10 protein-coding genes are annotated in these 24,045 nt (G+C 56.2%); 7 read left to right on the top strand and 3 right to left on the bottom strand.

Annotation, left to right across the window (positions count from 1 at the left end):
- Window positions 1-11: 11 nt before the first annotated feature.
- Window positions 12-1,328 (bottom strand): family 1 glycosylhydrolase, encoded by a 1,317-nt coding sequence (locus tag Q4G72_RS08510; RefSeq protein ID WP_303310993.1) that lies wholly within the window; start codon window positions 1,326-1,328, stop codon window positions 12-14.
- Window positions 1,329-1,528: 200 nt separating this feature from the next.
- Here Q4G72_RS08510 and Q4G72_RS08515 point away from each other — a divergent pair, with 200 nt between their 5' ends.
- From Q4G72_RS08515 to Q4G72_RS08530, 4 genes are read left to right on the top strand one after another with little or no spacing between them, the layout of a single operon-like run.
- The gene (locus Q4G72_RS08515) at window positions 1,529-2,173 is read left to right on the top strand and encodes a bifunctional 4-hydroxy-2-oxoglutarate aldolase/2-dehydro-3-deoxy-phosphogluconate aldolase (RefSeq protein WP_303310994.1); all 645 of its coding nucleotides are present in this window, start codon (window positions 1,529-1,531) and stop codon (window positions 2,171-2,173) included.
- Entirely contained in the window at window positions 2,170-3,318 is a 1,149-nt protein-coding gene (gene dgoD, locus Q4G72_RS08520; protein WP_303310995.1) for a galactonate dehydratase, read from the top strand. The genes Q4G72_RS08515 and dgoD overlap by 4 nt, the downstream gene beginning before the upstream one ends.
- An 18-nt stretch (window positions 3,319-3,336) precedes the next feature.
- Window positions 3,337-4,326, top strand: a complete 990-nt coding sequence (locus tag Q4G72_RS08525) for a 2-dehydro-3-deoxygalactonokinase (RefSeq protein WP_303310996.1) — start codon at window positions 3,337-3,339, stop codon at window positions 4,324-4,326.
- A 15-nt stretch (window positions 4,327-4,341) separates the two neighbouring features.
- Window positions 4,342-5,253 carry an SMP-30/gluconolactonase/LRE family protein gene (locus Q4G72_RS08530; RefSeq protein WP_303310997.1) on the top strand — a complete coding sequence of 304 codons (912 nt, stop codon included), beginning with the start codon at window positions 4,342-4,344 and terminating at the stop codon, window positions 5,251-5,253.
- 30 nt (window positions 5,254-5,283) lie between these two features.
- Here Q4G72_RS08530 and Q4G72_RS08535 read toward each other — a convergent pair whose 3' ends face one another.
- Both Q4G72_RS08535 and Q4G72_RS08540 read right to left on the bottom strand, forming a co-directional pair.
- The gene (locus Q4G72_RS08535) at window positions 5,284-5,877 is read right to left on the bottom strand and encodes a glutathione peroxidase (protein ID WP_303310998.1); all 594 of its coding nucleotides are present in this window, start codon (window positions 5,875-5,877) and stop codon (window positions 5,284-5,286) included.
- A gap of 205 nt (window positions 5,878-6,082) precedes the next feature.
- Complete coding sequence (locus tag Q4G72_RS08540; RefSeq protein ID WP_303310999.1) at window positions 6,083-19,789, bottom strand: DUF4082 domain-containing protein; 13,707 nt, start codon at window positions 19,787-19,789, stop codon at window positions 6,083-6,085.
- A gap of 847 nt (window positions 19,790-20,636) precedes the next feature.
- Here Q4G72_RS08540 and Q4G72_RS08545 point away from each other — a divergent pair.
- From Q4G72_RS08545 to Q4G72_RS08555, 3 genes are all read left to right on the top strand, one after another.
- Window positions 20,637-21,317, top strand: a complete 681-nt coding sequence (locus tag Q4G72_RS08545) for a metallophosphoesterase (RefSeq protein ID WP_303311000.1) — start codon at window positions 20,637-20,639, stop codon at window positions 21,315-21,317.
- A gap of 237 nt (window positions 21,318-21,554) precedes the next feature.
- The gene (locus Q4G72_RS08550) at window positions 21,555-22,952 is read left to right on the top strand and encodes an exopolysaccharide biosynthesis polyprenyl glycosylphosphotransferase (RefSeq protein WP_303311001.1); all 1,398 of its coding nucleotides are present in this window, start codon (window positions 21,555-21,557) and stop codon (window positions 22,950-22,952) included.
- A gap of 135 nt (window positions 22,953-23,087) precedes the next feature.
- Window positions 23,088-23,861: a WecB/TagA/CpsF family glycosyltransferase gene (locus tag Q4G72_RS08555; protein ID WP_303311002.1), complete on the top strand. Its 774-nt coding sequence runs from the start codon at window positions 23,088-23,090 to the stop codon at window positions 23,859-23,861.
- The last annotated feature ends 184 nt before the right edge of the window (window positions 23,862-24,045 follow it).

Here is a 24,045-nt window from a genome sequence, read left to right on the forward strand (position 1 = left end):
TAGGAGTAAGGTTAGGCGACAGTGGTAGGAGCGTTGGCCTGAGAGGTAGAGCTGTCAGCGCTGGTTTTTTGGGCGGCAGCTTCCTGCTCCCGGGCCCAGATGCGGTTACTTTCCTGCGGCATTACAATGGGTACCTGTAGGCAAACGCTGTGCGTAGGCAGCACCTGCTGCCAGTCCTTAATCAGCTGCTTATAGGCTTTGCCTACCGGGCGAATATTGCGGTCCAGGTCGTAGAGGCCGAGTGGGTTTACGTGGCCATTGTTCCGACGCAGGGCGGTGTCCCAGTCTACCTGGTCAGTGAGGGAATACCAGGTAAACCCCACAATGGGTACCCCGTCATTGCGCACGCGCAGCACGTTGGCCCATTCTTTCCAGAGCCAGTTTACGGCTTCCTCGCCAGTGCTGCCCTGGGCCAGGTTGGTTTCTGTGTGCATCACCGGCAGGCGGTAACGGTCGTGATATTGCCGGGTAATGACGTGGTAGCCAAAAATCTCGCCTGAGGCCCGCGTACTGCCATCTTTTAAAACGCGGTGCTCATTGGTTTTATAGTAATCATTGCCCATGATGCAATGATGCTTCATCTTGTTGTGCATGAAGTAATGGTACTCCTCCCGACTCATGCCATTGTCCATCAGGTATTCGTACATCTCCGATTCCACCCGACGCCCATAATTCAGATCCAGCGACAAAAAGCGGCGGGCGTTCATCAGCTCTGCAGACCGGATAGCAGCAGGGTTTTCGGCATGAAAATACTCCGTCGATTCGCTCTGAATAAAGATGGCATCGGCCCTCACCTCCAGAATGGCGCGCATGGCCTCCAGGTTAGCTTTTACAATATGCTTGAGCGCCGTCACAAAGTGCTGATGGCCCGTTAGCTGCTCATTCCACCACCCAAAAAGCGCGGAAAACTCGGCGCAAATGAACATCTCATTTACCGGCGTGTAGAGCTGGACCCAGGGAAAGCGCTGGGCAAAATCCCGGGCATACCGGGCAAAAAGGTGCGGGAAATCGGGGTTCTGAAAATTGCCGAGCCAGTCTGGCAAGCCAAAGTGGCACAGGTCTACAATGGGGGCAATGTTGCGGCGCAGCAAGTCCTGGAAGGTAACATCAGCAAAAGACCAGTCATACTTACCGGGGCCCAGCCATGTGGTATGAATAGGAGGGCCGTAGCGTAGAAAGAAAATACCCTGCTCCTGCACCAGGTCGAAGTCCTTCTGCCAATGCTGATAATGGCCGCATTTCTCCATCTCATCTACCCGCAGCCTGCCGTTCTGGATGGTGGGGTTACTATTTTCAATCCCGGTGGCAAAAAGAAACTGAGGACCCATAGAAGTAAGAATTAAGCAGAACCAGGGCAGATGCTTTCACGCTTACTTAGTTCAGGGGCAGGATGTTGCTTGCGCCTATGCTACTCTGTCGACATGAGTTAGGCTTTCTGCCCGCCACAACCCATCTCTGCCTTAACCAGGCTCGCAGGTTCTACGTTGTCAGGAAAGCCCATGCGGGCAAAGACTTATTCCGGACTGCCATGACGCCCCTTGCGCATATACTGGAGAATAAGCTGGTGGCCATTATCCGCGGTGCCGAGCCGAAGGAACTCTTGTCCATTGCCCGGGCGCTGCATGCCGGTGGCATCCGGACCATGGAAATTACGCTCAACTCGCCCGGCGCCCTGGGCGCAATAGCAGAACTCGCGCGCGAAATGGAAGGGCAGATGCTGGTAGGAGCAGGCACCGTGCTCGATGCCGAATCAGCGCGGGCGGCCCTGCTGGCCGGCGCCCGCTTTATTATCTCACCCACCCTAAATAAGAAAACCATTCGGATAACCCGTCGCTACGGCGCTGTGAGTATCCCTGGCGCCTACACGGCCACCGAAATCCTGACGGCTTACGAATTTGGCGGCGACATAATCAAGGTATTTCCGGCTTCTATGGGCGCTACCTATTTCAAAGACATAGCCGGTCCGCTGCCGCATATTCCGCTGATGCCGACCGGGGGCGTGCGACTGGATAATATCCGAAGCTTTCAGCAGGCCGGCGCCGTAGCTTTTGGGCTGGCCAGCGCCCTGGTTAATCCCACGCAGCAGGTCACGGACGCATACCTGCGGCAGCTCACTGACACGGCCCGGCACTTTGTAGAAGCGGTAGCCGCCCCCTCAAGCTCTACAGCATGAAAATTACTCGCTTTACCCTGTATCAGGTACCGCCCCGGTGGCTGTTCCTGAAGCTCGAAACCGATGCCGGTATCGTAGGCTGGGGTGAGCCGGTGATTGAAGGCCGGGCCGCCACCGTGGCCGCGGCCGTCACCGAGCTGATGGAAAACCTGCTGGGTAAGAATCCGCTCAACATCGAAGACCATTGGCAGGTGATGTACCGGGGTGGCTTTTACCGGGGCGGCCCCATTCTGATGAGTGCTCTGGCAGGTATTGATCAGGCCCTGTGGGATATTAAGGGGAAGTACCACAGCGCCCCCATCCATCAGCTGCTGGGCGGGCGGGTGCGCGAGCTGATGCGGGTGTATTCCTGGATTGGCGGCGACCGGCCTACGGAGGTGGGACTGGCGGCGGCGGGCATGGTGGCCAAAGGCTTCACAGCCATCAAAATGAATGCCTCCGATGAGATGAGCTACGTGGACTCGCACGTGAAAGTAGACCAGGTGCTGGCCCGCGTGGCGGCCGTGCGCGAAGCCGGCGGCCCCGGTCTGGGCATCGGTATCGATTTTCATGGCCGGGTGCATAAGCCTATGGCCAAGGTGCTGGCCAATGAGCTGGAGCCTTTTCATCCCATGTTTATTGAGGAGCCCGTGCTGCCGCAGAACAACGAGGCGCTGCGTGATATAGCCCGCCACTGCGCCATTCCTGTAGCTACGGGCGAGCGAATGTTTTCGCGCTGGGATTTCAAACAACTGCTTATTGATGGCTACGCTGACATAATCCAGCCCGATCTTTCACACGCCGGCGGCATTACGGAGTGCAAGAAAATTATTTCAATGGCGGAGGCTTTTGACGTGGCCGCGGCGCCGCACTGCCCCCTGGGGCCTATTGCCCTGGCCGCCTGTCTGCAGGTGGATGCCACCTGCCACAACGCTTTTATTCAGGAGCAAAGCCTGGGGATTCATTACAACCTGGAAAACGACCTGCTGGACTATCTGGTGGATAAAACTGTGTTCGATTATGAAAAGGGTTTTTGCAAAATACCCGAAGGTCCCGGGCTGGGCATTGAAATCAATGAGGAGTACCTACTGAGCCGTGCTGCTATTGGCCACAACTGGCACAACCCCATCTGGCGCAACCCCGACGGCAGTCTGGCAGAGTGGTAAGCCCCAACTTATTGGCGTATGGACCCCAAAAACACTTTCCTCAGCTGCGACTGGGGCACTTCTTCCTTCCGCCTGCTGCTGGTGGAGCGCCATACGCTGGCCGTGCTGGCGCAGGTAAGCTCCAAAGAAGGCAACGCGGCCATTGCCAAAAGCTGGCAGCAGGCAAACCAGCCTCCCGGGCAGCGCCTGAGCTTTTATCTGGCCATTGTGCAGCCGCATTTACAGCAGTTGGAACAAAGTGTACAAATGTCGCTGAAGGGGGTGCCCCTGGTTATTTCCGGTATGGCTTCGTCCACCATCGGCATGGAGGAGCTGCCGTATAAGCCGCTGCCTTTCGCTACCGATGGCGCAGATCTGCAAACCAAATACACCCCGTCTGCCGCCAGTTTTGAGCACCCGATACTGCTGATTTCGGGGGTGAAAAGCGAGGATGATGTGATGCGGGGCGAGGAGACCCAGTTGGTGGGTTGCGAGTTGGGAAATACCCCGCAGCGGCAGCTTTTTCTGCATCCGGGCACGCATACCAAGCATGTGCTGGTGCAGCAGGGGCAGGCAGTAGCCTTGAAAACCTACATGACCGGCGAATTCTTTTCTCTGTTATCCAAAGAAAGTATTCTGGCGTCCTCGGTAGAAGAAGGCGGCCAATTGGAGGAAGGCAATAACCAGCATTGGTTTGCCAAAGGCCTACAGGACAGCCAGCAGGCCAATCTATTGCACCATGCTTTTCTGGTACGCACCCAGGACTTATTCCGGAAAGCCAGCCGGCAGGAAAACTATTTTTACCTAAGCGGCCTGGTCATTGGCTGTGAATGCCAGGACCTGGTCAGGAGCCTGCCGGCAGGAATTGTCCTGGCCGGAAAACCGGTGCTGGTGGCGCAATATAGTGCCGCGTTACGTGTGTTGGGTATTGCTGATAAGGTGCCTGTTGACGTGAAAAATGGTGAGGAAGTGACCATAAAAGGGCAGTGGACCGTTCTCCGTAAGAGTCAAATCAAGGAAGAAGCCTGAAACTACCGCGTTGCCATGAAAGCCTGTTCTATCCTGCCTGCGCAAGCTACCTTAGGCGAAGGCCCGCTCTGGAACCCGGAAACGCAACAGCTGTATTGGGTAGACATTGACGGGTGTGCTTTCCATCTTTTTAACCCGGCTACCGGTCAGGATCAGGCCTTTTCTATGCCCGCCCGGGTTGGCAGCGCCGCTCCTATGCACCACGGCAGAGTGCTGCTGGCTCTGCAAAGTGGAATCCATCAGCTTCACCTAGACACCGGCCAGCTTACGCTACTGGTCAACCCGCTGACTGACCCCAGCCTGCGCTTCAACGACGGGAAGTGCGACCCGGCAGGCCGGTTCTGGGTAGGCACCTGCGATATGCAATTGCGTACGGGTACCGGCACGCTGTACCGCCTGGACCCCGATGGTAGCCTGCACGTGATGCTGCGCGGCATTACCACCTCCAATGGCATTGCGTGGTCTTTAGACCATTCTACCATGTATTTCATCGATTCGCCTACGCTCAGGGTGCAGGCATTCGACTACGATAAAGCTTCCGGCAGCATTTCCAACGCAAGAACCATCGTGCGCATTGCCCCGGAAACCGGGGTGCCCGATGGCATGACCATCGATAGGGAGGGCATGCTTTGGGTAGCCGTGTGGGGTGGCGGGGCTGTACACCGTTACCACCCCGGCACGGGGGCACTATTGCAGGTTATCACCGTGCCAGCGCCCTTTACTACTTCCTGCACTTTTGGCGGGCCGGACTTACAGACCTTATATATTACCTCGGCCCGCAAAGAGCTAAGTCCCGAGCAGCTAGCGCAATTCCCTTTAAGTGGAAACGTTTTTGCCGTAATACCGGGAGTAAGTGGCTTGCCGACTTGTTTTTATGAGCCCCAAAGTGGCCTGCCGGAAGCTGGTGCTACACCTACTGAGACGTAGCCACAGAGACTTGCCGGGAAAACGGAAGTGCTAGCGGCTTTTCAGCTGTTGCACCACCGTGTCGCTGAGTGGTGAAACGGCCGGGCCAAAGTAGTGGGTCAGGCGCCCATCCTCACTAATCAGGTACTTGGAGAAGTTCCAGTCCGGGGCCTGCTCATTCCAGCCATTCTGCCGGGCTTCTGAAAGCCACCGGTATACGGGGTGCTGCTCCGCCTGCTTTACCACTACGGTTTTCTTCATCAAGGGAAACGATACCCCAAAGTTTACCTGGCAGAACTGCTCAATGGTCTTATCGTCGTCTTTTTCCTGCTCCGCAAAGTCATTGGCAGGAAAGCCCAGCACTACCAGCTGGTCAGCAAACTGCTCAGAAAGCTGCTGTAGCTCGGCATACTGATTGGTAAAGCCACAGTTGGAGGCGGTGTTTACCAGCAATACCTTTTTGCCTTTCAGACTTTCAAAGGAGAAATCTTTGCCCGAATTAAGCTGGCTGTCGAGCTGGTAGAAAGGTACCGGGGCGGGTAGTTTCTGGGTACTGGCCAGCACTTTGCCCCGGCTGCTCGACTTAGACAGCCGCATAATCAGGGGGTAGAACGTTTTCAGCAGCTTCTGGCGGAAAGTAGGCACAGGTTCGGGGATGAAAGTAGCGGAATGCCCGGCGCAGCAAGCCGCCGGAATACTACAGTATAGCTTTTACGGCCAAAAGGTTTGCGCCGGGCTAAAAATGTCCGCCCAGCCACCAGATACCCTTAGACATTTCTTACAAGAAAGCCCCGGCAGAAAACCAGCCTGTCACGCTGATTTTCTGCCGGGGCTTTCTGTTGGAGGCGGGTTACTTCCGAACCGTAATCCGGGTAGTCTGTACCTCGGAACCCGTTACCAGCCGCACGATATAGATACCTTCTTCCAGCAGGCGGGCATCTATATCAAACGTATTCAGGTGGCCGGCCTGGGCCGTGCCCTTGCCAAGGCTCCGCACCTTGCTGCCCCGCATATCATAGACATCCAGCATGAAGCTTTCGTCTTTGGCCAGCGAGAAGCTGAGCTGCGACTTACCCTGGATGGGATTGGGGTAAGCCTGCAGGGCCTGCAGAGCGGTTGGCAGCGCACCGGCTGGCTCGGTAATCAGGCCGCTGGAAAGGCTGACCGTGGCTATGCCCTTAGTTACCCGGAACCGGTCTTTACTGGTGGCCGAGCCTTTTCCCGTCGTTACCATAATCTGGCCGCTCTTCGCCCCGGCCGGCACCACCGCTTTAATCTGACTGGCCGAAATCCACTGCAGCTTCAGCCGGTCGCAGGGGGTTCCATTGAAGGTCACCTGGGAGATGTCGGCTACGCTACTGCCCAAGTTGCTGCCGTAGATGGTCACTAGCGTGCCGATGGGGCCCGAATCCGGGGTAAAGGACGTAATAACCGGGGCCTCGGATGGGGTACCCGTGGTTACCTTAAACCGGTCTTTGCTGGTGGCCACGCCCAGTGGCGTTTTCACGGAGATAGTTCCGCTTTGCGCCCCGCTGGGCACCTGAACCACTACTTCGGTAGCGGATTTGGACAGGATTTCCAGGCAAGGCGTTCCATTAAAGGTTACTTCGGTTGCCCCCTCCAGGTTGCTGCCCAGAATGGTTACCGTGGTGCCGACCGGCCCGGAAACGGGGGTGAAGAGACTGATGGCCGGTACCAGAACGGGCGTGCTGGGCTTCGTTACCGTGAAGGTCTGCGTACTCTTTGCTTGCCCATTGGGCGTGATGACCGTCAGCTTGCCGGTCCGTGCTCCCACCGGTACCACGGCCATAATGGTAGTGCTATTCCGCACTTCAAACCGGCCTGCTTCTACTCCATTAAAGAACTGCACCGAGGTAGCGCCTAGCAGACTGGTACCGGTGATGAGCACCTCCGTACCGACCGGGCCAGTAGTAGGCGTGAAGGAGAGAATGACCGGTGTGACCGTAAAGGCGGCCTGGCTGGTAGCCTTTCCTTCTGGGGTAGTAAGCGAAATCAACCCGGTCGTCGCCTCCGCCGGTACCGTTGCCACGAGCTGGGCATCACTGCGGATGCTGAACTGGGCACTCAGCCCATTGAAGCGCACCGATTCCGTCTGGCCAAGGTTGGTACCCGATATGGTCACCACGGTGCCTTCGGGCCCCGCCGTGGGCGAGAAGGAAGCAATGGTGGGCACCAGTACTACTTCTTCCACATGCAGGATAACCTGCTGCTCATTCTGCATGCTACCAACGGCTACGTTCACCGTGAAGGTATAATCACCCGGGCCTTGCGCCTCGGTCGGCATCCAGCTGAACACCCCGGTGCTGGGATTGATGCTCGCTCCAACGGGGGCATCTTTCAGCGAATACACCGGGGCAACGGTTGGAGAAGCACCAGCGCTGCCATCAACATTGCTGACCGAGGCCGTGAAGCTGTAGGTAGTCAGCTCCGGGATAGTTTCCTCCGTTGGTACCCCCGTAAGCTCCGGCGCCACCGATACTTCCGTTACCGTTAAAGTAATGGCCTGATCATCCTCCAGCGAGCCATCTGAAACCCGCACGGTGAAGGTGTACTCATTCGGTCCTTGTTCCTCCGAGGGAATCCAACTAAAGACGCCCGTCGTTTCATTGATGGAAGCATTTTGAGGGGCATTTACCAAGGAGAACGTCAGGTTTTCACTATCCACGTCCGTGGCACTGGCCGTGAAGGTATATTCCGAGAGTTCCGGTATAGTAGCTGATGCGGGCACTGCGGAAAGCACCGGCGCCGAACCAACTTCCGTTACGGTCAGGCTGAATTCCTGCTCATCTGTTAATGAGCCATCCGAAACCCGCACGGAGAAAGTATACTTGTTTGGTCCCTGTGCTTCGGTAGGCGTCCACTTAAAGTCACCCGTTGCTCCATCTATTAAAGCCCCTTCCGGAGCATTGAGCAGCGAGTAAAGAAGCGTGCTGTTCTCTGCATCCGAAGCTGCCGCCTTGAACGTGTATTCTGCCAGCTCCGGGATGGAAGCATCGGCAATACTGCTTAATACCGGAGCCGCATTTACTTCCTCCACCGTGAGGTGTACCAGGGCTTCATCATTGGAGCTGCCATCCGAAACGCGCACCGTAATGTCATATTCACCGGGGCCCTGTGCTTCGGAGGGTGTCCAGGTAAACAGGCCACTGCTGTTAATGCCAGCGCCTACCGGAGCATTTACCAGGGAGTAGGTAAGTTCGTTGCCGTCACCATCAGTTCCGGTTGCCTGGAAGCTGTAAGCCGCCAGCTCCGGAATAGTGGCCGATTCGGGCACGCCGGCAAGCACCGGCGCCGAGCTTACCTCGCTTACTATCAGGCGCAATGCCAGCTCAGAGGTCAGCTTACCATCAGATACGCGCACACTGAAGTCGTAGGTACCCGGGCCCTGGGCCTCCGTGGGTGTCCAGGAGAATATGCCCGATGACTCCCCGATGCCTGCGCCGGCCGGTGCATTCACCAGCGAGAAGCTGAGGTTGTCGTTTTCGGGGTCGGAGCCGGTGGCCGTAAAGGTGTAGGCTGCCAGTTCCGGAATGGTAACGGCCGAGGCAGGAACATTGGCCAGCACGGGTGCTTCGTTTACCGGGTTCAGGGTTATGGTTATGGTAGCCGAGCTGGACAGCACCGGGTCTCCGTTATCCGTAACAGCCACGGTCAGGCTAAACTCTGCCGTCTGCTCAAAATCCAGGGCCGCCGCATTGGCAACCTTCAGCACATTGCCTTCCAGTTTAAAGGCTCCGGCATCATTACCGGCTGTAATGCTGAAGGTCAGCGTTTGCCCGTCATCAGAGTCAGAGGCCGCCACTGTGCCCACCGTGCTTTCATTGGGCTTATTCTCGTCCAGTGAGAAACTCTGCGCAGCAATAACCGGCGCCCCATTTACATCGGTCACGTTTACGGTAATGGTGGCCGACGTGCTCAAGGATGGATTTGCAGAATCCTGCGCCTTCACTGTTAAGGAGAAGCTGGGCGTGGTAGCGTAGTTCAGTGCGCTGCCATTGTTTACCTGCAGCTGGTTGCCCACCATTTTGAAGGCATCGTTGGTGTTGCCGGCTGTGATGCTGTAGGTCAGGGTTTGATTGGCATCGGGGTCCGAGGCTACCACTGTGCCCACGGCAGAGCTGGTGGCACTGCCTTCCCCAACGGAGAATGTCTGCGCTGCCAAAACCGGGGCCTCGTTTACATCCGTTACCGTAATAACAAAGGCCTTTTCAAACGTGGCGCCGCTGGCCGCATTGCTGGTTGCGCGCACCCGGACGGAGTAGGAGAGCTTGCCTTCAAAATTAAACGCTGCTCCCGTCTGCAGGTCACTGCCCACCACCTGGAACGACGCGTTATCGGTGCCGCCTTCACCCTCTATCAGAGCATACGAATAATTTTGAGCGGCGCTGGCAGAAGTGGTGCTCAAAGTGCCCACCACCGTACCAATGGGCTTGTTTTCTTCTACGCTTTGCTTGCTCAGGCTGATATCCGTGGGGGCCGGGGTGCTGACAGTCACCGTAATCTGCTCCTGGCCGGTCGCCTGACCATCCGAAACCATCACCTTAAAGTTATGCTCACCTATCTGGGCTTCGGTGGGCGTCCAGCTGAATGCACCGGTAACAGGTTCAATTACCGCACCTTCTGGTACCGTGCCGGCCAGGCTGAAGCGCAGCAGGCTTTCATCCGTATCAGCATCAGTAGCAGCGGCTGTAAAGGTCAGCGTGCTGAGCGCGGGTACTGACTTCGAACCAATTGACTGAAGAACAGGCGGCTGGTTGGTGGAAATGATGGAGAGAGTATAGGCTGCACTTACTGTGCAGGACTCTTTGGTGGCTGTTACGATAATGGCAGCATCGGCCACGGTTCCGGTGGGAGTACCACTAATTACACCGGAAGCGGCATTTATCGTCAGGCCGGCCGGCAACCCGGTAGCCGAGAAGCTGTACCCGGAGACGTCCGTGCTGATGGTCTGACTATACACAGCCCCCACCGAAGCAGTAGGCAATACCGAACCGTCTGCAGGCGTAAAGACCACGGCAGGACAGGTTGGTGTTCCGCAATTGATACCCACTGTATAGAGCGTAGGCGTTAGCTTGGTATCCGATGTAGCCAGATCGGCGCGGTACTGAATGTAGCGGGAAGTGCCGCCCACTTTCGTGCCGCTGCCGCCAATGGGATTGAAGCTTGTCCAGTTGGCATCCGGCGTGGCCGTGTTGCCTTGCCGCTGGAACAGCTGTACGCTGGTGCCATTTGGGGTATCGGCCGTCCAGGTAGCTTCCTGCCAGGTTTTCGCACTGCCACCGTCGTACACCCGGGAAGTGAAGTTGCCCGAGGAAGCATACGGAGTAAGCAGTACCCGATCCAGGCTCACAGCAGGGCCACCCACGGTAAAGTCACTAACTCCGACGCGCATGGGTGCCGAAAGGGCGACGCTTGCTGTATGTACCAGGGCTCCATCTACGTAGAACTCAATGCTGGCCGCTTTCCAGTCGATGCGGTAGCGGTGAGCTGTGCCATACAGGCTACCAGGTAAAATAACATCTGGTTGCTGAGTGCCATTATTACTCACCCGCGCTTTCAGGCCCGTAGCTGCATTAGTTCCGGTACTGAACATGGCCCAGGTAGATACCGTGTTGTACATGGCCGCATCATCACCCGCCCCAAAGCCGATGTGCTGGAAATTGGCCCCTCCAAACGTGGCTTCAAACTCCAGGGAAGCCCCCGGGCCCGCGGCAGCCGTCACCGGCTCCGTGTTGTAGCGGGCACCATTCACCACGGCTTGCCCGGCCGAGAAGGTGGTGCCGCCGCCAGTGCCCCAGGGGAAGCTCAGCCATTCAGAGGAAGAAGGCGTAGTTGTAAAGTCCTGTGACACCTGCGCCTTCAGCGTCAGGCCGCCGTTGGCTGTTTGGGCCACAGAAATTCCGGTTCCCGCCGTGCCAGCGTTATAGTCGCTGACCGACTGGTCCTGGAAGCACGCCGTGGCCGTAGATTCTGCCGTTACCGTAAAGGTGCGTTCCACGTTCTGGGCCGCCGCATAAGTAGCATTACCAGCTTGTGAAGCCGTAATGACTACAACCCCGGCGGCTTTGGTCAGCGTAAGTACGTTGCCCTCTACAGTGGCCGGTCCGGTAGCCGAATACGATACTGACAGCCCCGAAGAAGCCGTAGCCGTGAGCGTAATAGGCGCAGCACTGGTGGTTACATTAGGCAGCGCTTGGGTAAACGAAATGGTTTGCGCCTGGGCAACGCTGGCTGCTTTTACCTTGAGCGTATAGGCAGCATTAGCCGAGCAGGACTCCTTGGTGGCCGTTATCGTTACGCTGGCCGAAGCAACCGCCGCAGTAGGAGTACCACTGATAACGCCGGAAGCCGCATTTATCGTCAGGCCGGCGGGCAACCCGGTAGCCGAGACGCTGTACCCGGGTAAATCTGTGCTGATGGTCTGAGAATAAGCTTCGCCTACAGAGGCGTCTGGCAGAGCTGAGCTGGCAACGGGCGTAAAGGCCACGGTGGGGCATTCAGCCGGTGCCGCGCAGTTAATACCCATGCTTTGCAGGGTAGGCGTCAGGCCGGTATTAGATGTGGCCAGATCGGCGCGGTACTGAATGTAGCGGGAGGTGCCGCCCACTTTCGTGCCGCTGCCGGCAATGGGATTGAAGCTTGTCCAGCTGCCATCCGGGGTAGCCGTGTTGCCTTGCCGCTGCAGCAGCTGCACGCTCGTGCCGGTGGGCACATCCGCCGTCCAGGTAGCTTCCTGCCAGGCTTTGGTACTGCCACCGTCATACACCCGGGAAGTGAAGCTGCCCGAGGAAGCGTACGGTGTCAGCAGGACCTGATCCAGAGAAAGCACAGGCCCACCAACATTAAAGTCGCTGGCACCTGCCCGCATAGGTGTTGAGAGAGTCACATTGGCGGTTTGTACCAACGCTCCATCTACATAGAAGTCGATGCTGGCGGCTTTCCAGTCGATGCGGAAGTGGTGAGCCTTGCCAATGAGTTCAGTACCGGTGAGTACTACATCGGTTGCAGTTCCATTGTTATTAACCCGGGCCTGCAGGGAAGTTGTACCATTGCCCGTACTGAACATGGCCCAGATAGGCGTATTGTTATACATGTCCACATCATTGCCGGCGCCAAACCCGATGTGCTGGAATCCGGCTGCCCCAAACGTAGCATCAAATTCCAGGGAAGCACCTGGGCCCACTACGGCAGAAGCTGCCATCGTATTGAAACGCGCACCGTCTACCACGGCCTGCCCGCCTGAGAAGTTAGTAGCACCGCCGCTGTTCCAAGGGAAGCTCTGCCATTCTGCTGCAGTGGGTGCTACCGCAAAGTCATTTGCGGCCTTAGCCATTAGCGTAACCCCACCGTTGGCCGACTGAGATACCGAAGCCGTGGCACCGGCCGTACCGGCATTGAAGTCAGCCACACTCTGGTCCTGGAAGCAGGCAACAGCGTCAGAAGTAACATTGAAGAAACGCTCTACACTCTGGGCAGCAGCATACGTAGCATTACCGGCTTGCGAGGCCGTAATTTTTACCTGCCCCGTTGCCCCTGTTAAGGTGAGGACGTTGCCGTTGATAGTGGCCGGCCCCGTGACTGAGTAGGAAACAGCTAAGCCGGAGGAAGCAGTAGCGCTGAGCGTAATGGGGCCAGCGCTGGTCTTCACATCAGGCAGGGCTTGTGTGAACGAAATAGTCTGGGCCGTGGGGCTGCTGACGGCATTCACCACGAGCGTATAAGCCGCGTCCACCGAGCAGCCATCCTTGGAAGCCGTTACCGTTACGCTGGCCGAAGCTACTGCCTGCGTAGGCATTCCGCTAATAACACCCGTAGTGGCATCCAACGAAAGACCGGCAGGCAAACCCGTCGCAACCAGACTGTAGCCCGTAGGATCGGTACTGATGGTCTGATTATAGGCAGCGCCCACTGTAGCAGCTGGTAAGGCCGAGCCGGTAGCCGGCGTGAAGGCTATTACACAGGAAGGTGTGGCGCAGTTAATGCCAACACTGCGCAGGGTAGGCGTTTGGCCGGTATTCGATGTGGCCAGATCAGCGCGGTACTGAATGTAGCGGGAAGTGCCGCCTACGTTAGCACCGCTATTGGCAATATCCGTAAAGGCCGTCCAGTTGGCATCCGGCGTGGGCGTGTTACCCTGCCGCTGGAACAGCTTTACGCTGGTGCCATTTGGGGTATCAGCATCCCAGGTGGCCTGGCTCCAGGTTTTGGCAGTGCTGCCGTCATATATCCGGGAGGTAAAGCTGCCGGATTGGGCAAAGGGAGTAACGCGCACCCAGTCAAGGAAAAGGGTTAGTCCGCCCGCCGTCAGGTCACTGGCTCCTACCCGCATGGGCGTGCTGATGGCTACATTGGTGGTTTGTACCAGGGCGCCATCTATGTAGAACTCAATGCTGGACGCTTTCCAGTCGATGCGGTAGCGGTGGGCCGTGCCATACAGGTTGCCCGGAAGCACGACATCCGTGGGGGTGCCATTGTTATTGACCCGGGCCTTAAGGCCGGTGGAAAAATTGTCATTTGTACCCGTACTGAACATGGCCCAGGTAGGCGTATTGTTGTACATGTCCACATCATTACCAGCCCCAAAGCCGATGTGCTGGAATCCGACGGCCCCGAAGGTGGCTACAAATTCGAGCGAGGTACCTGGTGACGACGTGCTGGTTAGTGGTTCAGTATTGAAGCGCGCGCCATCTACCACAGCCTGGGTGCCCGAGAAGGTAGTAGTGCCGCCACCCGGAGCCCAGGGGAAGCTCTGCCATTCGGTAGTGGGTGGTGCGGCCGCAAAGTCATGGGCTACCTGTGGCTTGAGTATTACCCCGCCGGAAGCCGGCCTGTACGTGCCAGTGCCCGCTGTGCCATTGCTGAAATCAGACGCATTCTGATCCTGGAAGCAGGCTGTGGCCGTAGGCGTCCCGCCGGTCACGGTGACGGTAATTTCCTCCTCAGCCGAGGCCACGCCATCAGAAACCACCACCTTAAATTTGTGTGAGCCAACCTGTTCTGGTGTAGGCGTCCAGGTGAAGACACCGGCACTGCTGATTAATGCGCCGGCAGGCACTGTACCAGACAGGCTGTAGGTCAGGACACTACCTTCTTTATCGGTTGCGGATGCAGTAAAGGTCAGCAGGGAAGAAGCCGCCACTGATTTTGGTCCGATTGGGGCCAGCACCGGCGCTTGGTTGGGCGTGGCAGTAGGCTGTACTGTCAGCACCTGCAGGTCTCCTTGCTGCACGCATCCTTTAGAGTCGGTAATGCTGGTGAGGGAGAAGGTGATGGAGCCGTCACCGCTGTTAGGAGCCGTAAAGAGCACATCTACCCAGTAGTTGCCAGCACTAAAGGTTTCCGTCGGGAATGAACTGCTGCTGCCATATTTGTACACGCCGTTGGGCCCATCCGTACCACTCTGCAGGGCTGTTAATGGGCCGTTTGTGAAGGCAGAAGTAAAGAAGCTACCGGAATGCGCGTAGCTACCCTGCGGCGCGAAATAAGACGCCACATAGGTGGTATTGGCCTGAATGGAAACAGGAGTGGCAAACTGCACTTCCTGCCAGCCCGTGGCAGTTTCGTTGGTAAAGGTGGCTGTTGCCAGCAAAGTACCTGTGCTGCTCCACAAAGAACCCGTGTGCGTTCCGGAATTGCCGGACCCTTTGTAGAAGCGGATGCCCGTAATCTGGCCGGCCACATTAGCTTGAAACTTCACGCCTAACTCAACCGCGGCTGCATCATTTACAGAGGCAGTGGCTGGGGTGGCCGTATTATTCCATAGGCTGCTGGAAGTGGAAGACGTGGCTTTCACGCCCGTATCGAAGGCCGTGCCGCTAACTACACCCGGATAGTCTTTGCCATTGATAACCAGGGTAAACGGACCGGTTCCGGCAGTAGAAGTATAGGTAAGGTTGACATTCTGCCCTTCCTGCACCGGGGCAGCCGCCAGGGTGCCGGTTGGGGTTACGCAGGCAGTACCATCATAGGAGGCTACATAGCTGCCGGGCGTAGCAGGGAAGAAGGCGTAATCAATACCCTTAATCTTCTCGGTGCGGTAATTCACCGGGCTGCCGTTCACGTTCAGGCTGATCAATCGGCCGGTAGCACCGGCCAGAGGAAGCATGCCCTGCAGGTTTGCTACGCTGTTGTATACGCTCACGGAGAAGCTCAGCTGGTTACCATTCCAGGTCATATTCCCGAAGGCAGAGCTGTTGCGGCCATCCAGCCAGGTCAGCATTTGCTTGGCCGAAATGACGGGTACATTCCGTTGCTGGGCCGAAGCAATAATTGCGTCGGAGCCCTGTACACTTTCGGTCAGGAAATCAGTGTGCATGTTGGCCGTAAATACACCGTAGTAGCCTTTGGCGCCCAGGGCGTTATCCAGCAGGGTGTTAATGTGCGTGGAAACTGTAATGTTCGACTCGTCGGTGAGCTGCGTGGTGGCCTGATAACAATCGATAAGGGTACCATCCAGATCAGCAAAACGCATGGGCATACCGGAGCCGGTAAACATACCAGGGCGGTTCTGTATCCAGGCGCCGGGCCAGTAGTAGTAGTTGGCATCCAGCCGGATACCTTTCTGGGCCTGTATTTTAGCCTCACTGGCCCAGTCGCTCCAGGATATGCAGTGCGTGCGGTTGGTGGAAGGGGGAGTGAGGCCGGGGAAGTTTGCCGCCAAATTGCCCAGCTGGGTGTTAAACATCCCCAGCAGGGTAGTCGGCGTCCAGGTAGCGCAGTCTGTGTTCAGGTGCAGGCTGAGTTCAAAGCCCTGGGCTTCGTAGGCGGCAGCCTCTGCGTTGCTGATAGGCGTGTTGGGGTAGATGTAGGATGTACCCCGCACGGCCGTCCAGTCGGCTACGGCCTGGGCCGTGTTGGAGGCGCTTTTTTGAAGGTAGCTGTCGAAGCGAGGCTTGGTGCCGCCGCTGCCATGGTCGTCGCCGGTCATAATCACGGCGGCTTTCAGGCCTTTGGGCAGGTACCAGAACCGGGGCAGGGGCTTCTTGCTGCCCAGCACCATAATATTGGCCAGCAGGCGCTGCTGCTCATCGGCCTGCGGAATGGATACCTTGTTCAGGTCTACCCAGTCGGGGAAAAACAGGTCATCGGAGCGGATAGGGCCACTCTGGCCGTCGCGCTTCTGCCCGGCAAAGGCGGGGTTGCCCTGGCGGGTGTATACTACAGAGCGGGCCAGATCGTAGGTGAAAGCAATGGCTTTGCCCCCGTTGGTGCCCACCAGGCGCTGGGTAACAGCCGGGTTGCTGGTAGCCGAAGAAGCCGCGGAGTACAAAGTAGCCAGGCTGATAGTACCCGTTTGCACGGTGTACAAATCGGCGGCCCCATGAAACTGAATGGTCTCATTTACAATGCCTACGCCAGGGCCACTGGCTGTATTCACCAATAAGTACTTATCCGAAAGCGTACCGCCGGCGGGCGTCAGGCCCAGCAGGGAGGCCAGCTGCGCATCGGGCCGGAAGGCAATGAGCGTACCGCCCGCCGTTACCCAGTTCGTGAGCAGGGTTACATCTGCGGCCTGCAGCGGGATATTGCCCAGCACAATCACGTCGTAGCTGTTCAGCAGTGCCGTATTGCTGCGCACTTCGGAAATGTCTTTGGCCGCAAATTCATTGAAGCCTTCTGCCCGCAGAATCTCTACCGGGAAACGGCTGAATGCATTGCTGGAGGAGCTGATAACCAGGATAGGGCCGCCGGGGCCATCATTAGGCGAGGGTAAAGGTGGGGGTGGGGGTGGCGGAACGCCCTGGGTGGTGAAGGACGCACTATAGTTGGCTGCCAGTGCATTATTTGCCAAATCCTTAATGCGGGGGTCGGTAGTGCCCCCTTTCACTGCCAGCGTATAGGAAGTAGAATAGCTTAAGTCGCTGGTAGGGTTGAGGGTGGCGGTGCGGCTGCTGGCATCGTAGGTTACGCTGGCCGCTACCGGGGTGCTACCCTGCAACAGTTGAATGGTAGAACCTGACACTGTAGCGGGGGCCAGAGCTTCATCAAACGTAACATTGATGTTGGCAGAAACCAGTACGCCCGCCGCGTTATTGGCAGGGGAGGTAGAAACGACGGTAGGTGGATTGGTATCTGGCCCTACCGTCGTATTGAAAACAACATCTACATAGTAGTTGCTGGACTCGAAGTTATTGGTAGGGAAAGCGGGAGTGGGCGAGTAGGCATACACCCCATTTTTCCCGTCATCATTATTCGCCAAACCACGCAGGGGCTCATTCACGATGGCCGAGGTAAACCCAAAATCATTGGCGGAATAATAGCCGGCGGCGCTGTGGTAGGAAATAATGTAGGTAGTATTGGCCGTAACGGCTACCGGGTTGGCAAAGCCTATTTCCTGCCAGCCGCTGGCGGTTTCATTGGTGAAGGTAGACTGGGCTAGCAGCGTGCCCGTGTTGCTATACAGCTGCCCAATGTGTGTGCCGGTGTTGCCGCTTTGCTTATAGAACCGCACCCCAGTGATATAGCCGCTGGTGCTGGCCCGAAACTTCATACCCACCTGAATAGCCTGGTTGTTGTCGTTCTGCAGGGTGCCGGTTGGAACTGCTGTCGGCTGAAACACTGTGCAGGGGCATACCTGTGTACCTCCCTGGCCAATGGTTACATTCACTGCCACAGGGGCGCTCATGTTTCCGGAATCATCAAATGCCCGGCTCTGAATAGTAGCCTGACCCTGGGCTGCCGGGGTCCAGGAATACGTCCAGGAAGTGGTACCGGTGGCCAGGCGCCAGGTAGCGCCGCCGTCCGTGGAAACTTCAACGCCGGCTACCACATTGGCATCAGAGGCAGTGCCGGAAACCGCTACAGCCTGCCCCGCGGGCAGCGAGGCACCCTGGGTAGGCGCTGTAATAGCCACTGTGGGGGCCTGGGCATCAGAAGATGCCGTGGTAGCTACCAGGCCAGCTTGCAGGGCGCCGGGCTGCACGCCCATATCGGCAAAGAGGTTTACAGTAGCCTGCCGCATATCCTGGCTGGCGGCGGCGCTGCCCCGGTCGTGGTTGCTGTCCAGGCCCCACGACCATTGTACGGTGCCGGCTCCAAATACCAGAGCCCCGCTACTGTGCTTGTAGAGGGAAATATGGTGGGTTTTACCGCCCAAATCGGTCTGAGAAAGAAGAATACGACCGGCGGGGTAGGAGCTGCGGAATTCTTCCTGCTCCGGGTCCCACTCATAGCCAATGGTGCCATCGGTGAAGGTGGCCGTGGCACCAGTGCCCAGCGTGGCTACGCTGGTGTTGCGCCAGAAACGCAGGTTCTTATAGCTGGCCGGCACTTTAATGGGTCCACTGGCTTCCGTCCAGCTGATTTGGCCGCTGAGCTCATTTTCCGGGCGGCATGCGCCACCGGTACTGGTAAAATCACACCCATCTCTCCACAGCCCCGTCCATTCCTGCGTAGGGTCGCACTTGCCCCCGCAGGTATTTTCGCCGCTGTTTCCTTCTTTATAGCAAACCAGGGTGCGGTGCGTTTGGCCATTGCTGGCTTCCCAGCGGGTCTTCCAGTATATTTCGTTGCCGCTGAAAAAGGCCAGGTGCTTGCCCGCGTTGCGAGCCGCTGTTACGTTGGCCCGCGCCGTGGCCGACCAATACTCGTCGTGCCCCACCGACATAAACACCTTGTGGCGGGTAAGCAGGTTGCCGCGCCGGTCGGTGTCCACGTCGGTGCTATAGCTCACGTCGTAGCCATTGGCCTCCAGCCAGCGAATCATGGGGTACTCGGCGTTGAAAAGCCAGTCTTCTGAGGCGCCGCCACCGCCCCCGCCATTGCGCGTTACAAAGGGACGGTTGTAGCTGACTTTGGAGGCTTTGCTTCCGGAAACGGCGGTATATAAGCTTTTACCGTTATTGTTGTCGCCGTAAATGTTGTAAGCCTGCCAGGTGGCATCAGATGTCTGAAACAGCAGATCAGAGGTGCCGGCATCATCCCGCACAATAAACACAATATGGCTGGCTCCGCCGTTATCGGCCCGGGTGAGCTTGGCAATATACACCCCGGAAACTGCGTCAGTTGGAATCTGCCAGCTCGCCGACTCCGACCAGTTGCCGCAATCCAGCAAGCCCGTGGTCGGGTCAGTAACACAGTTGGGCTGTGCCTGGGGGAGACTGGCACTCACGGCGGCGGAGCCTTGCAGCCTTGCGCCGTTGCCATTATAATAGCCTAACCGATAGACGTTAATGGTATAATTACTGGCGTTGGTTTTAATCTTAAAACGTGCAACGTCGCCTTTGTTATAGCTGATATCCGTAGTAAACCCCTGAATAGATAAATCTCCGGCCCCATTAATCTGCCATTGCGAGGCAGGAGTGCCTGCCTTTGCATTTTCGGTAACAATGGCATTGCTGGTTTGGGCCCAGGAAGTAGTAATGGAGAGGCAAAATATTCCAATCAGCAGGGTTTTAAGTGGAATAGGATAATTTGTCTGAAAAGCGGATTTAATACTTAAAAGTCTGGCGATACAGGTAAAACAGCGAATGAAAACGGAGAATCGGAATGCCTGAAAATGCCGACAACATGTGGTTGTGGTGACAGATGTTTCCATGAGTATAACAGGTTTAGTGAAGTCAATAGATTTCCCCTCCCCATAGTGCAATGGGCACAATAAAGTCCTGAACCCTGTTTTACAGGATGATAAGTCAGGGTAGAAAAAGGGAGGGGGTAGTAGGTAGCCGATTAGAAAAAGGGGCTACATAGTGCAGTAGGCACAAAAATTTCCTATGCCCACCGATAACAATGGGTAGTTGGTAAGCTCGAGAAAAAGGGTGTAGGTGTGTAGTGGATAAGTAGGTCAAGCCATACGCACTATCGTATGGGCAGTTAGAGGTTGTCTTCCTCCGTTAGGGTAGTGGTTAAATGTGGAATTAAAAGTAATAGGGTAGTAAACGGTAGGAGGGTAGCTTAGCGAACAGCAATAAGCCCTAAGTGGGCGTGTTTTAGTAATAGTAAGATATGTATAAAAAATTTTGCTTTGCCTGTAAAGGCAGAATTATACACCTGATTTTTGTATTGGAGTGATGTTATGATTTTCCCAATATAACCTAACAGACACCTCCTAACCTCAACTGTAGAAATGCAATTAATTGATATCAACTAGTTGATAATTATGTATATACATGCTATGCGGTGCCGGTTGCATTTCCCTGCGTCATATTAGCATAGACAGGCAGGCCTGTACAGATGGTCAATACCTGGCCATTCCGGCTGTAAGGCTGTTTCACCCTCTATGGGAATGGGAAGGAGGAGTTTAAGCCCGGGCTTTAGCCTTTATCCAGAGGGCAGTGTAGACCATAGCATGTGGCTATTCAGTAAGTAATACTCGCCCCGGAATTCCATGGTAAAGGCAGCCGTGTCCGGCAACCCCCATTTCCTGAAAGTCCGTACAGATAAGCATGGAAACCTATGTAATCGGGGACATTCATGGAGCCTTCCGGGCCTTGGAGCAAGTTCTGGACCGCAGCCCGTTCCGGCCGGGCATTGACCGCCTCATTCAGCTGGGCGACGTAGCGGACGGCTGGCCGGAAACGCCGGAGTGTGTCGAGCGGCTATTAAATATTTCCAACAGCATCTGGCTGCAAGGCAACCACGACTGGTGGGCGGCGGAGTGGCTGGCTACCCAGTCTTCGGAAGCAGATATAAACTTCTCCTGGTACATGCAGGGCGGCCAGGCTACTTTAGAGGCCTATAAACGAGTGCTAAAAGCGGACCTGGGACGGCACTTTAAGGATTTTTTCGGGGAGCAGCGGCCTTACTTTGAAGACGAGCAAAACAACCTCTACGTGCACGCTGGCTACGACCCCACCGAGCCCATTGCCGAGCAAGACCCCTATGAATTAATATGGTCGCGGGAGCTGTGGAACAGGAAAGAGGAGGCCCTGGGGTACCAGGAATGCTTTATCGGCCATACGCCTACCTGGAACTGGAGCCAGGTGCCCTGCCAGCGGGCCAACGTATGGAACCTGGATCAGGGAGCCGGCTTTTCCGGCCGATTAAGCATGATGAACGTCCGCACCAAAGAGTTTGTGCAGAGTGATATAGTGCCCGAACTCTACCCGGGCATACAAGGGCGCTAGCCAACTGCTACCTGATATAAGGTAAGAAGGCAACTAGTCAGAAAAAGTGGCGCAGCTTGGCTTTTTAACCCGTTAATCAGAAGCAGTACCTTTTTTAGACCAATTGAATTATAGTAATTTTTTAAAATAAAATTGTTTAAAACTTAAAAATTGTTATAAATAATATTGATTAAAGCATAAATATTCCCGTACTTAGGGTGTCACATAAAGTGTAATTGGTAGCTGTGAAGAAGTTTTATGGAACGTTATAGACACTATTCAGACGGTTCACGCCTTATCTTCCCAATCGTGGACGTGCTGGTCATTTTTATGGCATTCCGTCTTACCAGCCGCGTGCTATATACCAGCTGGGGCTTTGAGGGCTACACTCCGTTGCTGTTCGTTATTTTCGGCATGCTCTGGTGGATTCTCTCCGGGCAGTACGCCAATATTTACCGGGTAGATAAGCTGATAACCTACCCGGAGAAGCTCATGTACCTGCTGCGCACGTTCCTGTTGCATGCCGCAGTGGTGTTGCTGGGGGCTTTGCTGCTACAGATATACTGGGTGCCTTTGCGCTATCTGTTTACGGTATATGCCTTCTCGGTGGTAGGCGTCGTGAGCATGCGCTTCCTCCTTACTTTTCTGTATCGCACCTATCACAAAGTAATATCCCGGCCGCATAGCCGCTACGTAATTGTAGGAGCCGGCGACTCCGGTCAGGAACTGTACCGGTTCCTGGTATCGCACGACCCTATTGGCGACGAGTTTATGGGCTTTTTTGCCGATGAGCCCGTGGCGCCCGGCTTGCGCCCCTTAGTGCGCGGCCCCCTGCAGGACTTAAAAGACTATTGCCTGCGCGCCCAGATTGATACGCTGTACTTCACGCTGCCCATGGACCGGCGGCACCTCATTGAGGAGCTTTCCCAGTTTGCCGACGAGCATTTTCTAACCTTCCGCATCATCCCCGATTTCTGCGGTACAGTGCACAAAGAGGTGAACGTATATTTCTACGACCATCTGCCTATTCTCACTATTCGCAGTCAGCCGCTGGGCATCCGCTACAACCAAACCCTGAAACGCCTGTTCGATGTGTGCTTTTCGCTGTTTGTGATTGTGGGTATTTTTCCGGTGCTGCTTCCCGTACTGGCGCTGCTCATCAAGCTGGATTCTCCCGGACCTGTGTTCTTTAAGCAGATGCGGCCCGGCAAGCGCAACCAGCTGTTTCCCTGTTACAAGCTGCGCACCATGCGCGCCGACCACCCGAACCCCGAGCTGCAGGCCACCCAGCAGGATCCGCGCATTACCCGCGTGGGCCGCTACCTGCGCAAATACAATCTGGATGAGCTGCCCCAGTTCTTTAATGTATTGCTGGGCCACATGTCGGTGGTAGGGCCGCGGCCCAATATGATCAGTCAGCTGGAAGAATACTCCAAGTATATCACCACTTATCATATGCGCCATGCCGTAACGCCGGGCATTACCGGATATGCCCAGGTAAATGGCTACCGTGGTGAAACCCGCGCCCCCCAGGCCATGGAAAAAAGGGTGGAGTATGACCTGCAGTACATGGAGAACTGGTCGTTTAGCCTGGATATGAAGATTATCGGCCGCACCGTCTGGAACATGGTAAAGGGCGAAAAAAATGCTTACTAAGGAGCCGCAAACTGCTTTTGCAGGCATATGATCCGGCAAAAGCTGCTGCCGGTTTTCCAGCCCCACCTATTCCTTTCAGGAGCTGGGTGCACCGGCAACTTGTTAAATCTACTATTAACCAATAAGGGAAAAGAGATGCTGCCCAAACAGCTGGTGCTGGACACCTGGATTTCAACCGGAACAACGGAGCAGTTTGTGGACAGTATTCTGGCGCTGGCTACCCGGCGGGCCTCGGAGTACGTGTGCTTTGCCAATGTTCATATGGTGGTGGAAGCGCACCGCCACCCGCAGTTCCGGCTTATTGTAAACCAGGCGGCCCTGGTAGCCCCCGATGGCAGCCCCGTAGCGGCCAGTGTGCGGTGGTTTGGTGGTGGTCCACAGCCCCGTGTAGCCGGCATGGATTTGCTGCCGCAGTTGCTGGAAGCCGCTGCCCGCCAGGGAAAATCAGTATTTTTCTACGGCACTACCCCCGCAGTACTGGCCGCTATTGCCACCCGGGCGGAGCGGGAGCTACCCACGCTTCGAATTGCCGGGATGCTGGCGCCACCTTTCCGCCCGCTAACCCCCGCCGAAGATGAGGCCGACGTGGCTACCATCAACGCCAGCGACGCCGATCTGGTATTTGTGGCCCTGGGATGTCCGCGCCAGGAGCGTTGGATGGCCGCCCATAAGGGACGAGTGCCGGCCTGTATGCTGGGTGTAGGCCAGGCCTTTATGGTGTATGCCGGTCTGGAGCGCCGCCTGCCACCCTGGGCCCGGCGCCTGTGGCTGGAGTGGGCCTATCGGCTGTGGCTGGAACCCCGGCGCCTGTGGCGCCGCTACCTGACTACCAATACCCGCTTTGTGTACCTGGTAGCGGCCCGCATGCTGGCCCAACTGGCAAACCGCCATTCTGTAGCGGCGCAATAGCGCTTCCAGCTACCCTTAAAGCCTGGATTACCTGCTAACCTACCCCGGTGAAGGATATTGTTATGCGTGTACTTTGCTGATTGTAGATATAATTATTGTAAAATTTATTTATAATTTTTATTGACATTATTATAATAATTACTACATTCATACAACTTGTACTACTCTCAATCTGAAGTGGTGC

It is taken from the genome of Hymenobacter sp. BT730, assembly GCF_030542105.1.
Classification (GTDB): Bacteria; Bacteroidota; Bacteroidia; order Cytophagales; family Hymenobacteraceae; genus Hymenobacter.